Genomic DNA, 15,533 nt, shown 5'->3' on the forward strand with positions numbered 1-15,533 from the left:
TGTGGTCAGTGCTGAAAACGCAAGAGTGAATAAATTACGCACACAGAGAAACATCTTCTCACTATGCTTTTTAGAAACTGTGACTGAGGCATTGGGTTCTGTAGCCTTAAGTCTATCTGGTCTGACCATGTGTAAAATTAATGTAAATATATTATTCACAATAAATTTACAAAAATAAAATTCGAGCATAGTATCAATCATGTAGGTCGACATTCTGTCACCTCCAAACAATAACAACACGAAATCGAACAGCCTGTTGCTAGCGGAAAGTGTGGGTAGTAGTGCCGGTAGTGATAAGCCCAGATTTGGAATCACACTATGAAATTAAAAACGCGTAAGACAGCAGTTGCCGCTATGGTCGGTACTGCGTTATTTTGCTCTTCATATATTGCTTCAGCCCAAGAGTCTGACGTTGAATCTGAGCAAGATGCCAAGAAAGACGTTGAACTTATTCTCGTTACCGGAAGTTTTGTTCGCAGAAGCGAAAACTTTGAATCTCCATCGCCGCTAGCGGTGGTAGACAGCGTTGCAATTGACGCGATCGGCGCTAAAAATATCGCGGACATCACACAGACGCTAACAATTAATACAGGTGCAGAGAACAACCCCGATGCCTTCACGCAAAATGCCACAGCGGGGACCTCTAATATCAACCTACGTGGTTTGGGCGTAGCATCAACCTTGGTTCTTCTAAATAACAAACGTCAAGTTGTTAATGCGCAGCCTACCAACGAAGGGTTAAATTTCGTCGACACTAGCTCACTTGTACCCATGATAGCCATCGATAGAATGGAAGTGGTAAAAGACGGTGCCTCTGCTTTGTACGGTTCAGACGCCGTGGCGGGTGTAGTTAACTTCATAACGAAACGTAACTATGACGGCGCAATGGTAACGGTCGACTATCAAGACGGCGCGCACGGCGATAACAAGGAATACATTCTACAAGGTCTATGGGGTGCAACAGGGGACAATGGTAGCGTGCTCGCTGCTATCAGTTACACCAATCGTTCGCCATTATTTCTTAGCGATAGACGCCTTAGCCGTCCACAAGACGACACCAGTGCATTAGGTAACCCTGGCTCTTTCTTTTTAAATATTCCCGGCGCAGGTCCTTTACCAATTATTGACCCCTATGGCTGTGAAGAATTTGGTGGCGCACCAAACTTGCTAGCGCCAAGCGGCACTATTCCAGGTTTAGAGATTGGTTTTTGTGGTTTTGATTTCGGTAAGTTTTATTCTTACGTAGCTGACGAAAGTAGAACCAATGCCTACGTGCGCGCCGACTATGAATTTGATAATGACATTACCTGGACTGCTGAATTTAGTACGGCCAGAAACCGTGCCGAGCGCGGCGGCGCACCGAGCTTTCCTATTCTGACTTCGCCCATAGTACCTGACTATCACCCTCAGAACCCTTTTGGCCAGTCAGTGGCATTTTTTGGACGCGCTGAGGGTAATGGCTTCCCTGGTGACCCGGCTAACACTGAATCGGATACTTTACGCTTTAGTACAAGTCTGCAGGGTGTCACTGACTCAGGTTTCTGGGAAGTGAGCTATACGCGTGCGGTGAATGATTTTGTATTTAGAGTACCTGATGTACTGAATACCGAGTTCCAGCTCGCGCTTTATGGCCTTGGTGGTTCAAATTGTGACCCAATAGCAGGTTCTCCAGGTGTAGGTGACTGTCAGTTCTTCAATCCATTTGCGACATCTTATACATCTGCACCAAATTCAGAGTATGTAGTCAGTTCTTTTACCGGCACTGAGGTTATTGACTCGAAGGCTGATCTTGAAGTATTCGAAGCCTTCACATCGTTTGATGTATTTGAAATGGGCGGAGGCTTTGCGGCATTGGCACTTGGTGTTCAATATCGTGAAAACCAGCTAAGTCAAGACTATGATGATTTGGCCAACCAAGACAGCTTCACCTTTGTAATTGGTAACCCCGATATAGATGGTAGCCAAGATGTATGGGCAGCTTTCGGTGAGCTTGCATTGCCCATTAACGATGAGTTAGACGTTCAGCTAGCTGTGCGATATGAAGACTACGGCGGCGCTATTGGCAGTACAGTTGACCCTAAATTGGCTATATCATGGCGCGCTAGTGATGAGTTTTCATTACGCGGTTCAATATCGACATCGTTCAGAGCGCCAACGGTATTCTTAGCGCAAGGTGGCGCCACATCACTACAGCAGCTTATTGACCCTGTGCAAGGCGCGACGGCGTTTGTGGCGGTAAGAACATCTGGTAACGAAGATCTGAAGCCAGAGGAGTCGACGGCATACAATATTGGTTTCTCGTATGAACCATTCAGAGATTTCTCTGTTGAGCTGGACTATTGGAACTTTGAGTTTGAAGATCTGATCATTCAAGAAAACGCACAAGCTGTCCTTAATGAAGACCCGACTAACACTGACCGAGTAATTCGAGCGGGTGACCCGGTGTCAGGACCGGTACTTCAGGTTAATAACACCTACGTTAATGCAAGTTCATTGGAAACGTCAGGTTTGGACTTCGTTACAAGTTACAAAATTGAAACAGACTTTGGTAACTTTACACCTACATTAAATGCTACTTACATTACGAAATATGATTTGATGGACCCACAAGCGGGCAACATTGATGGTGCAGGACGTCGTAACTTCAACAACATTGGTGTTTCTTCACCTGAATTACGAGCTAATTTGGGGTTAGCGTGGCAAAACGATATTCATGCTGCGAATATATTCCTTCGCTATATTTCATCATACGACGATGACCAAAACTGCGCAGATGGTACGGCAAACGTTGGAGGATGCTCTAGTGGCTTTTACGAGGTTGACAGTCACTTAACGGTAGATGCGCAATACAACATTGATTTAGGAGGTTTATATGACACCGAGCAAAATTACGTACTGACGTTGGGCGCTATCAACCTTTTTGATGAAGAGCCTCCACAACTGTTCACCAACAGTGGTTTTGATTCTAAGGTTCACGATCCTCGTGGCCGTCAAATCTATGCACGCTTAGCAATTGAATTTTAATTAAGCGTTCAATGCAACATGAAGCCTGCCTTTGGCAATAGTCCCAAAGGCAGGCTTTTTTTGTAAAGGATAGCCTCCACAGCATTTCCTATTTTATATCTCTTAATTTTCCATTCTTAAAACCAATTTATTACATTATCGCGTAGACAGTATCTACAAATCGGTTAACTCACATATATTTATCAAGGAAAAAAGAATGGCAACGAAGCTATCTGCAAAAGAAATTAGCGAAAAATTAGATGTGCTCAATGCGTTGGCTTGTGATGGCGCACTTTGGAAACAAAGCGGAAATACCATTACAAAGACGTTTCAGTTTAAAAGCTTCATTCGTGCATTTGGATGGATGTCGCAAATCGCGATTTGGGCGGAAAAACTAAAACATCACCCTGAATGGTTCAACGTTTATAACAAAGTAGAGGTGACATTGACCACGCACGATGCAGATGGGCTCACTGAATTAGACTTTTCATTGGCTGAAAAAATGGAAAAATTCAAATAGACCGAACTAGGATGTGAAAATAAAGACCTAAAGCGGGGGGGATTTGTACTAACTTTGTTCATCTTGGTTAATTAAACTGCTAACAGTCAGAAAAATGAAATATTTCTTACCTTGGCTCTTGTGTTGACTAAGTCTCTATGTATAATACGCCCCACGTTGAAGCGAGGCACTAAGCGCTGCGTTTACAGCATATATTTTCTGGCGCGGGATGGAGCAGTCTGGTAGCTCGTCGGGCTCATAACCCGAAGGTCGTAGGTTCAAATCCTGCTCCCGCAACCACAGAAAATAACCAGAATTTCAAAGCACTGCAAATGCAGACTTTACCGTACAGTCGCGGGATGGAGCAGTCTGGTAGCTCGTCGGGCTCATAACCCGAAGGTCGTAGGTTCAAATCCTGCTCCCGCAACCAATTTAGAAAAACCAAAATAAAAAGTTTTGTTAACACAAACTAAGCCGTACAGTCGCGGGATGGAGCAGTCTGGTAGCTCGTCGGGCTCATAACCCGAAGGTCGTAGGTTCAAATCCTGCTCCCGCAACCACATTTAGAACCCAGCATTAGCTGGGTTTTTTCTTTTCTAGCGCTAATGCACTTAAACATTTGCTGATTTGCACGGCAATTTGAATCAATTTCTACGAATTAATTAGAACTCCCAATAGTCGAGTGTGCTAAGTTAAGTTCATGCCTCTATTAAAAATTAACAGGTAGTTTGGCCGCGTTATGATTTCTCGTTTTTTTACGTTCGAAGAGCACGCCACTTTAATTCAGGGGGCATATCATTTTCCTCTTGTTGTTTTATCCTTATCGGTAGCCGTGTTTGCGTCATTTATGGCGTTTAACGTTGCGGGGCAAGCTTCTGTTACTCACGACGCGCTTAGACGAAGTACGTTATTAGGAACAGGAAGCATCGCGCTTGGTGGTGGCATCTGGTCAATGCACTTTTTGGGTATGACAGCGTTTGAACTTTGCTTGCCGGTAGATTACGACCCTTTAATTACCACACTTTCTGCCATTCCAGGTATCGCTGCGGCTTGGGTCGCGCTTAACCTTTTAGTTAAAACACGTATAAGTATCGCGGAAATAGTATTAGGCGGTGTATTGGTGGGGGCTGGCATAGGTACCATGCATTACAGTGGTATGGCCGCAATGGAGATGGCGCCACTTCTTCGCTATGACATTGGTATGTTTGCACTGTCTATTGTGGTCGCTGTAGGGTTGGCAATGCTATCGCTGTGGATCAAGTTCGGTATAACGGCTGCAATCAGAAGCAGAAAGATGCTCGGGAAGCATGTATTACTTGCAAGTCTTGTTATGGGGTTAGCGATCTCTGGAATGCATTATACAGGTATGGCAGCTGCTAGGTTCGTTCTGCCACCTGGACTGGAGACGTCAAATCAGTCATCAGGTATCGCTGTTTTTCTTGCTATTGCTATTGCCATTGTCACCTTGGCACTGATTATTCTTGTTTTAGGTATTAGCTTACTATTCAAGTACCGCGATCTAATGATACGCGCCATTGAAAGTGAGCGAATTCAAAGCGCTATCACCGATACCGCGGTCGACGCCATTCTGACGGTAGATGACAAAGGCATTATCAAAACCGCTAACCCCTCTGTTGAGCGTATCTATGGCTATACCCAGCAAGAAATAATCGGTATGCACGCATCTGAGATAATAACTCCTGAAAGACGCCATTTATTCGGTGATGACTTCTTCAGTCAGCGAGTAGTGCCAACTGTGCAAATTATTGGTACAGGAAGAGAAGTAGAAGTACTTCGCAAAGATGGTGAGCGTATACCAGTGCGCCTAGGTGTCGGCTATACAAAAATTGATGGGAAACCCGTTTTTGTCTCTTTCGCTTCTGATTTACGCAAACGCAAGGAAATGGAAGATGCATTGCGCGAGAGTGAAGCTAAGTTTAGAAGCCTTATCTCTAACATTCCCGGTATGGCTTATCGCTGTTTAAGTATGCCAGGGTGGCCCATGGTGTTTATTAGTGATGCTGTAACAGAAGTAACCGGTTACCCGCCTGAAGATTTCATACTGCCCAACCCAAAGCGCTCTTTCACCGATCTTTACCATCCTGATGACGTAGAGCGCCTTTCATCTATTAGCCCTGATGAAGGCGCCTTTTCATGTGAATATAGAATCGTCGCAAAATCTGGCGAGGTGAAGTGGGTTATCGAGCATGGAGTGCAGGTTAAGGACGATGATGGCATGGTGCTCTATGTAGACGGCTTCATATCTGACATTACACATCGGAAAGTGATGGAAAATGAATTAAAAGCGGCAAAGGAAAATGCAGAGCAAGCTGCCGCTGCGCGTACCGCATTTCTTGCTAATATGAGTCATGAAATCCGTACGCCTATGAATGCAATAATAGGCTTTAGCGACCTCATGTTAGGAGAAGCCTTACGCGAAGAGCAAAAATCTCACTTAACCACGATAAACCGTTCCGCACGTTCATTGCTGCATCTTCTTAACGACATACTTGATAGCGCGAAGTTAGATAAAGGTAAGCTTGATTTAGATTATCGCGATTTCCTTATTCGCGAAGAGTTGGATTTGGTAATTTCAACATTTTGGTTAGAAGCCAAACGCAAAAAAGTTGGACTTGTACTTAATGTCGATGATTCGGTAGCTAACGGATATAGAGGTGTACCGGAGCGAATGCGACAGGTACTTAACAATCTGATAGGCAACGCCGTTAAATTCACTCACGAGGGTGAAGTGACTATCAATGTCAAAAGTGATGAAAAGTTTGTGTATTTTGATGTGACAGATACCGGCATTGGTATGACGCAAGAGCAAGTAGAAAGGGTATTCGACCCGTTCTCTCAAGCAGATGCATCGATGAGTCGAAAGTACGGCGGCACGGGGCTGGGAACAACTATTTCCAAGCAGTTAGTTGAACTGATGGGCGGTAATATTTGTGCAACTAGCGAAAAAGGTAAAGGAACGACCTTTACTTTCAGACTCCCGCTAGAAGTTGTAGAAATTGATGATTATGTATCTAGTGAGCTCTCTTCGAAAGCAGCACGCATTGAAACCTCGTTAACCGTACTTGTTGTTGATGATGTGCAGCAAAACCTTGAGTTGCTTTCGTTGCTGCTAAAACGCGCTGGCCACAGTGTAGAAACGGCAACAGATGGACAGGTTGCATTAGATAAAATGCGCGCTAAGTCGTTTGACGTGGTACTGATGGATTTACAGATGCCTAAGTTAGATGGCCTAGAGGCAGCCAAACAGCGTCGAGAGTTTGAAAAAGAAACTAGCTTACCACCTACGCCCATTATTGCGCTAACGGCTAGCGTGTTAGTGCAGGACAAACATGCCGCGCAGCAGGCGGGAATGGAAGGGTTCGCCAACAAGCCCGTCGATTTCCCTCAATTGATGAACGAGATTGCTCGCGTGCTTAACATAGATACGCTTCAGGTCGACTCGGTTCCAGACACATTAGAAGTAAATGCCCCAGCATCTACGCTTAAAGTTGATAAAAACGTGTTGGATTTGAAGAAGGCCGTCGATTTATGGGGGAGTGAAGAGGCCGTCCTACAAGAGGTGGATAAATTCTCTACTACCTGCAGGGATAAAGTCGACGACTTAATGGGGGCGGCAATTCGTGAAGACTATAAAGCAGTTGCTACACTTTCACACAGTTTAAAAGGTACATCGGGTAACCTCTGCTTAACCACCTTCTATCATACGACCAGGGAAATTGAAGCTCAGGCTCTAAAATCAGAGGTGAATATTGAAGACGTTAACCGTCTTCGCGATGCGTTAGAAAGAATCGAATTGATGTTAAGTGAATCGCCACTGTACGCCGAGAATGCCATTAATGAAAGTATCGATAATGCATTGCTGCTTAGTCATCTGGAAGCTATGCTCGATAGTGTAGAGCAAAACATGGTAGATGAAGAGGAATTGACATTTTTACGCGAAGTTGGATGTTCGAGTCATAAAGAACAGATTACGCAAATACTTTTAGATATCGATGATTTTGAGTTTGAGTTAGCGCATGAGCGCATCTCTACACTGATAAAAGAATTAAAGTAGCCAAGAGACACGGCATGTTAGAAATTGAAATCACAAAACCTACTTTACTCCTCGTTGACGACGAGCCGGTAAACTTGCGGGTTTTAAAGCAGCTTCTCGCCAATGACTACCAACTAATTTTCGCCAGAAATGGTGAGGAAGCACTAAAGCTAGCACAAACAAGGCAGCCTAACTTAATACTTCTAGATGTTATGATGCCAGGTCTGACGGGTTTTGAAGTGTGTCGTCAGCTTAAACAGCTTTCAAGTACAAGGCATATCCCCGTTATCTTTGTCACGGCGCTAAATGACGAGCACGAAGAGACAGAAGGTTTTGAAGCTGGCGCGGTGGACTATATTACAAAGCCTATATCACCAGCCATTGTAAAAGCGAGGGTTAAAACTCATCTAAGCTTAGTACAGGCAGACGAGTTGCTGGACAGCCGATTACAAGTTGTTCAGCGTTTGGGTAAGGCAGCAGAATACAAGGATAATGAAACGGGTATGCATGTCATGCGAATGAGCCATTATTCAAAAGAACTTGCGCTTGCCTATGGACTTACAGATAAACAGGCTGAAATTCTGCTTCATGCTGCACCGATGCACGACATCGGCAAAATTGGTATTGCTGATAGTATAATGTTGAAACCAGGGAAGCTCACAGACGAAGAGTTTGCCACCATGAAAAACCACCCTGAGATTGGTGCGGAAATCATTGGTGATTGCGGCGATTCTTTGTTGTTGAAAGTTGCAAAGTCTGTTTCGCTAACCCACCATGAAAAATGGGACGGGTCAGGCTATCCTAAAGGGCTTGCGGGTGAAGATATTCCCATTGAGGGGCGTATTTGCGCCATTGCTGATGTGTTCGATGCCTTAACCAGCAAACGTCCTTATAAAGACGCCTGGAGTATTGAAAAAACGGTCGATTTTCTTCAAAGCCAAAAGGGAAAGCATTTCGAACCCAGACTTGTCGATTTGATGATAGAAATTATGCCTAAAATTCTTGATATTAAAGCGACGTTTAGAGACGAAGACTAAGTCTGCTGGACTAAACCGCAATTAAAATACTTTCATGCAGGCCGAATTTTGCGCAGAAAAAATCGATACTCTCCAGTGTGTACGCCTATTGGCTGTTGCTTAATCCGGCGCCTATACGTATAATGTGCTCATTAAGTGATGAGAGCGGGCTCCCTCAGTACAGGAAAGTAACGCACTTATCATTAGCAAGCTATCACCTAACGGTGGTTTTACCCATAGGTTTGCAACTGCCCTTGTTGGCAGGTATGGGTTCAGAATTTTAATAAAAGCCCCGCTAGTCCGGGGCTTTTTGTTGTATTAAAACCTGGAGTCAGCCTCGCTGAGCCGGGTGATGACAGGTGGGCTTTAGGCCCTTTTTTCGTTTTTGGAGGTTTGCATTGGCAAAACTTGAAGAGAAACTAACCGAAATGCTAGAGCCAGGTGTTGAAGCACTGGGTTTTGAGTTGGTTGGGATCGAGTTTGTACGAGCGGGGAAGCATTCTATTCTTCGCGTTTTTATTGATCATGAAAACGGTATTACCGTTGATGATTGTGCAGATGTAAGTCATCAGGTTAGCGCAATTTTGGACGTTGAAGATCCAATTAGCACTGAATACAACTTGGAAGTGTCATCACCGGGCATGGACAGACCGCTTTTCAAAGAGAAGCACTATATCGAGTCTGTGGGTGAAGTGGTTCAAATTCGTTTGTCTATGCCAATGGATGACAGACGTAATTTTAAAGGCAAAGTACTCGCGTGCGAAAATGGCATCGTAAGTATTGAAGTGGATGGCCAGCAGTTCCAGTTAGCTGTGGCGAATATCGAAAAAGGTAACGTTGTTCCCACGTTCGATTAACGGAACAGCTCTGCTTTCATCGACGAAAGCAAAAGAGAGGCGAAAATGAATAAAGAAATTTTGTTAGTGGCGGAAGCCGTTTCAAATGAAAAACAAGTGCCTAGAGAGAAAATTTTTGAAGCGCTAGAGTTTGCGATCGCTAGTGCAACAAAAAAGAAAAACGAAGGCGAAATTGAAGTTCGTGTAAGCATCGACAGAACGTCTGGTGACTTTGATACATTCCGTCGCTGGTTGGTTATCCCTGATGATCAAGAACAGGAAAACCCATTTGCTGAAATTACGATTTCTGCTGCACAAATCGACGAACCAGAGATACAGCTTGGCGATTATGTGGAAGAACAGATTGAATCTATTAAATTCGACCGCATAACTACGCAGACCGCAAAGCAAGTGATTGTACAAAAAGTACGTGAAGCTGAGCGTCAGCAGATGATTGCTGAGTACGAAGACAAAGTAGGTGAGCTGGTTACAGGTACGGTTAAGAAAGTAAACCGCGACAACATCATCATCGACTTAGGTAACAACGCTGAAGGTGTTATCTACCGCGATGACATGCTTCCTCGTGAAACTTTCCGTCCGGGCGACCGTGTACGTGGCCTCCTTTACGTTATTCGTCCAGAAGCACGTGGCGCACAGCTATTTATTAGCCGTACGCACCCAGACATGCTAGTTGAGCTTTTCCGTCTGGAAGTACCAGAAATTGCGGAAGAGACACTAGAAATTAAATCTGCAGCGCGTGACCCAGGTTCTCGTGCAAAGATTGCGGTTAAAACTAACGACAAGCGCTTAGACCCAGTAGGTGCGTGTGTTGGTATGCGTGGTTCACGTGTCCAAGCCGTATCAGGTGAGCTTGGCGGTGAGCGTGTTGATATCGTGCTATGGGATGAAAACCCAGCGCAATTCGTTATTAACGCAATGGCTCCCGCTGAAGTTGCGTCAATTGTTGTTGACGAAGATAGCAACAGCATGGATGTAGCGGTTGAAGCAGATAACCTAGCTCAGGCAATTGGCCGTAGTGGTCAAAACGTTCGCCTAGCTAGCCAGCTTACAGGCTGGGAACTTAACGTGATGACGGTTGACGACCTCAACAAGAAGCACGAAGAAGAAAACGCGAAGGTACTTGATTTATTTACTGCTGGTTTGGACATTGACGAAGAATTCGCGTCTGTGTTGGTAGATGAAGGCTTTACAACGTTAGAAGAAGTGGCATACGTGCCTGCAAGTGAGCTTCTAGCGGTTGAAGGGTTAGATGAAGAAATGGTTGAAGAGCTGCGCAACAGAGCGCGCGCTTTCCTAACCACGCGTGCACTGGCGAACGAAGAATCGCTAGAAGGTGCAGAGCCTACAGAAGCCTTATTAAATCTTGAAGGTATGAGTAAACACGTGGCCTATGTGTTGGCCAGCCGCGGTGTTACCGACCTGGAAGAATTAGCAGAACAAGGTACCGATGATATCAGTGATATCGATGAACTAGACGAAGAGAAAGCCGGTGCGTTAATCATGGCGGCTCGTAATATCGTATGGTTCAGTGAAGAAGAGTAAGGTCAACAGGGGGAAAATTACGTAATGGCAGATGTATCTATTGAAAAGCTCGCCAGCGACATTGGTACGACCGTTGACCGATTGGTTGGCCAGTTTAAAGACGCGGGTATCTCTAAGAGTGCCGGCGATCAGGTAAACGAAGACGAGAAACAGAAACTATTGGATCATTTAAGTAAGCAACACGGCAGCGCAGCTGAACCAACGCGTATGACACTCAAGCGTAAGACAACTAGCACATTAAGTGTTGGTAAGTCTAAAGAAGTGAAAGTGGAAGTACGCAAGAAGCGCACATACGTTAAGCGCAGCGACGTTGAAGAGCAGCAGCGTCAAGCGGAAGAAGAGGCGAAGCGTCTTGAAGAAGAAGCTCGTCTGAAGCGCGAAGCGGAAGAAAAAGCAGCGGCTGAAGCGAAAAAAGCCGCTGAAGAGAAAGCGCGTAAAGCTGAAGAAGCGAAGAAAGCTGCTGAAGAAGAGCGCGCACGTCGTGCTGAACAAGCGAAGAAAGAAGCTGAAGCACGCAAGAAAGACGAACCAGAACTAACTGAAGCTGAGAAAGCGGAAGCAGAAGCGGCTCGTCAGGAAGAAGAGCGTCTTCGTAAAGCGCAAGAAGAAGAAGCACAGAAGAAGCTTGAAGAAGACGCGAAGAAAGCGGCTGATGAAGCACGTAAACTTGCTGAAGAAAACGAGCGTCGTTGGAAAGAAGAAGAAGAGCGACGCAAGAAAGCAGAAGCTGAAGAAGTTCATTTGCACTCTAACCGCTATGCTCAAGAAGCAGAAGACGAAGAAGACATGCAGGTTGAACGTTCTTCACGCCGTCGTCGCAAGTCGAAGAAAAATGCGGGTGAGCATCTTAAGCAAGGCTTTAACAAGCCTGCTGCACCTGTAGAGCGCGTTGTTAAACTTGGCGCAACCATTACCGTTGGCGAACTAGCAAGCAAGCTTGCCATTAAGTCTAACGAAGTTATCAAAACGATGATGAAAATGGGCGAAATGGCCACCATAAACCAAGTACTAGACCAAGATACTGCAGTGCTAGTAGTTGAAGAAATGGGCCACAAATTTGAGCTTGTGAACGATAATGCACTAGAAGATGAATTGTTGGCAGATGGCACTGGCGGTGAAAAAACCACACGTGCACCTGTTGTAACCATCATGGGCCACGTTGACCACGGTAAAACGTCATTGCTTGACTACATTCGTCGCGCGAAAGTAGCAGACGGTGAAGCCGGTGGTATTACACAGCATATCGGTGCATACAAAGTAGAAACAGAGAACGGCGAAATTACGTTCCTAGATACACCTGGACACGCCGCGTTTACTGCAATGCGTGCTCGTGGTGCTACGGCGACGGACATTGTTATCCTTGTTGTTGCTGCAGATGACGGCGTAATGCCTCAAACGAAAGAAGCGGTACAGCACGCTCGCGCTGCTGGTGTACCTCTTATCGTTGCAGTAAACAAAATGGATAAAGAAACAGCCGACCCTGATCGCGTTAAAACTGAGCTATCTCAACTAGAAGTTATCTCAGAAGAGTGGGGCGGTGAGCACCAGTTCTGTAACGTTTCTGCGAAAACAGGTATGGGCGTAGACGAACTGCTTGAAGCTATCGTTCTACAAGCTGAAGTTCTTGACCTTAAAGCAGTAGCTGAAGGCCCAGGTCGCGGTATTGTTATTGAATCTCGCCTTGATAAAGGTCGTGGTCCAGTAGCATCTGTATTGGTTCAAGAAGGCCAATTGCGCGCTGGTGACATTCTACTATGTGGCGAAGAGTACGGCCGTGTTCGTGCTATGCGCGACGAAAACGGTAATGAGATGAAGATTGCTGGTCCTTCTACGCCTGTGGAAGTACTTGGTCTGTCTGGTGTTCCGGTAGCGGGTGAAGACGCAGCCGTTGTTAAAGACGAGCGTAAAGCGCGAGAAGTAGCAGCGAAACGTCATCAGAAGAAACGTGAACTTAAACTTGCTCGTCAGCAGAAAGCGAAACTTGAAAACATGTTTGCGAACATGGAATCAGGTGACGTTAGCGAACTTAACATCGTACTTAAAGCTGACGTACAGGGCTCTGTAGAAGCAATTTCTGAATCACTTGTTAAGCTTTCTACTTCTGAAGTAAAAGTGAACATTGTCGGTAGTGGTGTAGGTGGTATCACTGAGACTGACGCAACCCTTGCGGCTGCATCAGGCGCTATCGTACTAGGCTTTAACGTTCGTGCCGATGCAACAGCGCGTCGCGTACTAGAGGCTGAAGAAATTGATTTACGTTACTACAGCGTTATCTATAACCTAATTGACGAAGTGAAAGCGGCCATGAGTGGTATGCTTGCACCAGAATTCAAGCAGGAAATCATTGGTCTTGCAGAAGTACGTGACGTATTTAAGTCACCGAAACTGGGCGCAATTGCGGGCTGTATGGTTACTGAAGGTAACGTTAAGCGTAGTAATCCAATCCGTGTACTTCGCGACAACGTAGTAATTTACGAAGGTGAACTAGAATCACTGCGTCGCTTTAAAGATGACGTACAAGAAGTACGTAACGGTATGGAATGTGGTATCGGCGTTAAGAACTACAACGACGTGAAAGTAGGCGACCAAATCGAGGTCTTCGAAATCGTTGAGGTTAAGCGCGAAATTTAATTGCCTTAGTTAATTCGGCATGTGAAAAACGGGGGCCGAGTGCTCCCGTTTTTGTCTGTATACAGTAAACAGACTTCTCGCATGCCCTGCGTTAAATAAGGAAAGGAGAGTATTATGGCCCGTGAATTTTCACGTACCGACAGAGTCGCTCAGCAAGTCCATAAAGAAGTGGCGAGCATTCTGCAAAATGAATACAAGCACCGCGTTGGCGACATGCCTTTGATCACGGTTTCTGACGTAGATGTGTCGCGCGACTTAGCGCATGCAAAAATCTTTGTGACTATCTACAACAGCACCGAAGAAGAAGGTAAAGCGCAAATTAAACAACTGGCAGAATACAAAAAGTTTATTCGCAGTATTCTAGCTAAACGTATTCGCATGCGCTCAGTGCCTGATCTTCACTTCTTTGAAGATAAGTCGATTGTTGAAGGTATGCGTATTTCTAATCTTGTGTCTCAGACCATCGCAAAAGATGAGTCAAAGCGCGATAAAGACGATCCACAAGAGCAGGAGTAAATGGCAAGACGTCGTAAAGGCCGTGAGATTAACGGCATAGTATTGCTTGATAAACCGCTTGGTGGGTCATCCAACCAACTGTTACAAAAAGTGCGCTGGCTGTACAAAGCGGCAAAAGCTGGTCATACAGGCGCACTTGATCCGCTTGCCAGTGGTATGCTGCCGCTGTGCTTGGGTGAAGCCACCAAGTTTTCGCAGTTTCTTCTGGATGCTGAGAAGACCTACGAGGTAACTGCTCAACTAGGCGTACGCACCACCACGTCTGACGCCGATGGCGAAGTGGTTGAAGAAAAGCCTGTTGATGTAAGCGAAGAACAAGTACGTGATGCGTGCTTGGCGTTTCTAGGTAAGAGTAAACAAATCCCGTCCATGTTTTCAGCGCTTAAACATCAAGGTAAGCCGCTTTATCATTATGCTCGTCAAGGCATAGAAATTGAGCGTGAGCCCCGCGATATTGAAGTGTATGAACTGGATGTACTGCGTATTGAACTGCCGTTTGTAGAAATGCGCATTAAATGCAGCAAAGGCACCTATATTCGCTCTATCGTGGATGATTTGGGTCAAAACCTTGGCTGTGGCGCCTATGTGACTCGCTTACACCGCACGGAAGTCGCAGACTATCCTACGGATAAAATGGTATCGCTGGATAAGTTGATTGAAATTCAGGAATCACTGGAAGAAGGTGAATTTAAAGCACTCGATGACTTATTGATTCCTATGGATACGGCTGTAAGTCGCTTACCATTTGTGACTATTAACGATGCGGAAAGAAACCGCTTTGATAACGGTCAATCTGTAAAAGGGGTATGTAGCGAATCACTTATTGAAGGCGTGTCTTACCGCGTTTACCACGGTGAAGATACTAGTGGTATTTTCTTAGGCGTAGGGGAAGGGGTGCTTGACCCGAAAGACCAAGGTATCCCTAAACAAGAAGTGTTTGTTAACCCAAAACGTCGAGTTGTTTATCCATTGTAGCTGCGCCGGTAAATAAAGACGGTTTATGGCTTGCTAAGTCTGTAAACGTCATTATAATACGGCGCTCATTCCGCTTTGCTGAATTAGTGATCGGCGAAGCATTAATATTAGGAGAATGATATGTCACTAACTAAAGCAGAAACCGCAAAAATCATTGCTGAGTACGGCGTTAAAGAAGGCGACACTGGTTCACCAGAAGTTCAAGTTGCTTTGCTTACTCACAACATCAACAAGCTTCAAGGTCACTTTGCTGATCACAAGAAAGATCACCACTCACGTCGTGGTCTTCTACGTATGGTTAGCCAACGTCGTAAGCTTCTAGACTACCTTAAAGGCAAGAACGCTGAGCGTTACCTTGACCTTATCAAGCGTCTAGGTCTACGTCGATAAGACTAGGTTTCAAGAAAAGCGCCCAATGGGTAATGCCGATCAGTTAAGAA

Annotated in this window: 10 protein-coding genes and 3 tRNA genes; all 13 read left to right on the forward strand. The window is 45.3% G+C overall.

Annotated elements, in window-relative coordinates; translation table 11 throughout:
• Nucleotides 1-318 precede the first annotated feature (318 nt).
• The 13 genes from RJ41_RS18600 (at nt 319) to rpsO (ending at nt 15,483) form a co-directional block, all read left to right on the forward strand.
• A complete protein-coding gene (locus RJ41_RS18600) occupies nt 319-3,024 on the forward strand; it encodes a TonB-dependent receptor (RefSeq protein WP_039224062.1) in 2,706 nt (901 codons plus the stop codon).
• 196 nt (nt 3,025-3,220) lie between these two features.
• A complete protein-coding gene (locus RJ41_RS18605; protein WP_039224066.1) occupies nt 3,221-3,523 on the forward strand; it encodes a 4a-hydroxytetrahydrobiopterin dehydratase in 303 nt (100 codons plus the stop codon).
• Between the two features lie 202 nt (nt 3,524-3,725).
• Nucleotides 3,726-3,802 (forward strand) — tRNA-Met (locus RJ41_RS18610).
• Between the two features lie 53 nt (nt 3,803-3,855).
• Nucleotides 3,856-3,932: transfer RNA gene (locus RJ41_RS18615), tRNA-Met, on the forward strand.
• 53 nt (nt 3,933-3,985) lie between these two features.
• A tRNA-Met gene (locus tag RJ41_RS18620) sits at nt 3,986-4,062 on the forward strand.
• A 179-nt stretch (nt 4,063-4,241) separates the two neighbouring features.
• Nucleotides 4,242-7,577 carry an MHYT domain-containing protein gene (locus RJ41_RS18625; protein WP_039224069.1) on the forward strand — a complete coding sequence of 1,112 codons (3,336 nt, stop codon included), beginning with the start codon at nt 4,242-4,244 and terminating at the stop codon, nt 7,575-7,577.
• Between the two features lie 14 nt (nt 7,578-7,591).
• Nucleotides 7,592-8,593, forward strand: coding sequence for a response regulator (locus RJ41_RS18630; RefSeq protein WP_039224072.1), 1,002 nt, complete (start codon nt 7,592-7,594; stop codon nt 8,591-8,593).
• Nucleotides 8,594-8,970: 377 nt separating this feature from the next.
• Nucleotides 8,971-9,429, forward strand: a complete 459-nt coding sequence (gene rimP / locus RJ41_RS18635; RefSeq protein ID WP_014949254.1) for a ribosome maturation factor RimP — start codon at nt 8,971-8,973, stop codon at nt 9,427-9,429.
• A gap of 45 nt (nt 9,430-9,474) precedes the next feature.
• On the forward strand, nt 9,475-10,971 hold the full coding sequence (nusA, locus tag RJ41_RS18640; RefSeq protein ID WP_039224077.1) for a transcription termination factor NusA: 1,497 nt from the start codon (nt 9,475-9,477) through the stop codon (nt 10,969-10,971).
• A gap of 24 nt (nt 10,972-10,995) precedes the next feature.
• The gene (infB, locus tag RJ41_RS18645) at nt 10,996-13,602 is read left to right on the forward strand and encodes a translation initiation factor IF-2 (protein WP_039224080.1); all 2,607 of its coding nucleotides are present in this window, start codon (nt 10,996-10,998) and stop codon (nt 13,600-13,602) included.
• A 114-nt stretch (nt 13,603-13,716) separates the two neighbouring features.
• On the forward strand, nt 13,717-14,118 hold the full coding sequence (gene rbfA / locus RJ41_RS18650; protein WP_014949257.1) for a 30S ribosome-binding factor RbfA: 402 nt from the start codon (nt 13,717-13,719) through the stop codon (nt 14,116-14,118).
• Nucleotides 14,119-15,093 (forward strand): tRNA pseudouridine(55) synthase TruB, encoded by a 975-nt coding sequence (gene truB, locus RJ41_RS18655; protein WP_039224083.1) that lies wholly within the window; start codon nt 14,119-14,121, stop codon nt 15,091-15,093. It begins immediately after the preceding gene.
• 120 nt (nt 15,094-15,213) lie between these two features.
• Nucleotides 15,214-15,483, forward strand: coding sequence for a 30S ribosomal protein S15 (gene rpsO, locus RJ41_RS18660; protein ID WP_012518257.1), 270 nt, complete (start codon nt 15,214-15,216; stop codon nt 15,481-15,483).
• Nucleotides 15,484-15,533: the final 50 nt, after the last annotated feature.

The sequence above is a fragment of the Alteromonas marina genome, assembly GCF_000808575.1.
Classification (GTDB): Bacteria; Pseudomonadota; Gammaproteobacteria; order Enterobacterales; family Alteromonadaceae; genus Alteromonas; species Alteromonas marina_A.

Bases quoted from the DNA above. Each gene is read 5' to 3' on its own strand.
- rbfA (WP_014949257.1), top strand. From the start codon at position 13,717: ATGGCCCGTGAATTTTCACGTACCGACAGAGTCGCTCAGCAAGTCCAT.
- RJ41_RS18605 (WP_039224066.1), top strand. From the start codon at position 3,221: ATGGCAACGAAGCTATCTGCAAAAGAAATTAGCGAAAAATTAGATGTG.
- rpsO (WP_012518257.1), top strand. From the start codon at position 15,214: ATGTCACTAACTAAAGCAGAAACCGCAAAAATCATTGCTGAGTACGGC.
- RJ41_RS18630 (WP_039224072.1), top strand. From the start codon at position 7,592: ATGTTAGAAATTGAAATCACAAAACCTACTTTACTCCTCGTTGACGAC.
- nusA (WP_039224077.1), top strand. From the start codon at position 9,475: ATGAATAAAGAAATTTTGTTAGTGGCGGAAGCCGTTTCAAATGAAAAA.
- RJ41_RS18600 (WP_039224062.1), top strand. From the start codon at position 319: ATGAAATTAAAAACGCGTAAGACAGCAGTTGCCGCTATGGTCGGTACT.
- truB (WP_039224083.1), top strand. From the start codon at position 14,119: ATGGCAAGACGTCGTAAAGGCCGTGAGATTAACGGCATAGTATTGCTT.
- infB (WP_039224080.1), top strand. From the start codon at position 10,996: ATGGCAGATGTATCTATTGAAAAGCTCGCCAGCGACATTGGTACGACC.
- RJ41_RS18625 (WP_039224069.1), top strand. From the start codon at position 4,242: ATGATTTCTCGTTTTTTTACGTTCGAAGAGCACGCCACTTTAATTCAG.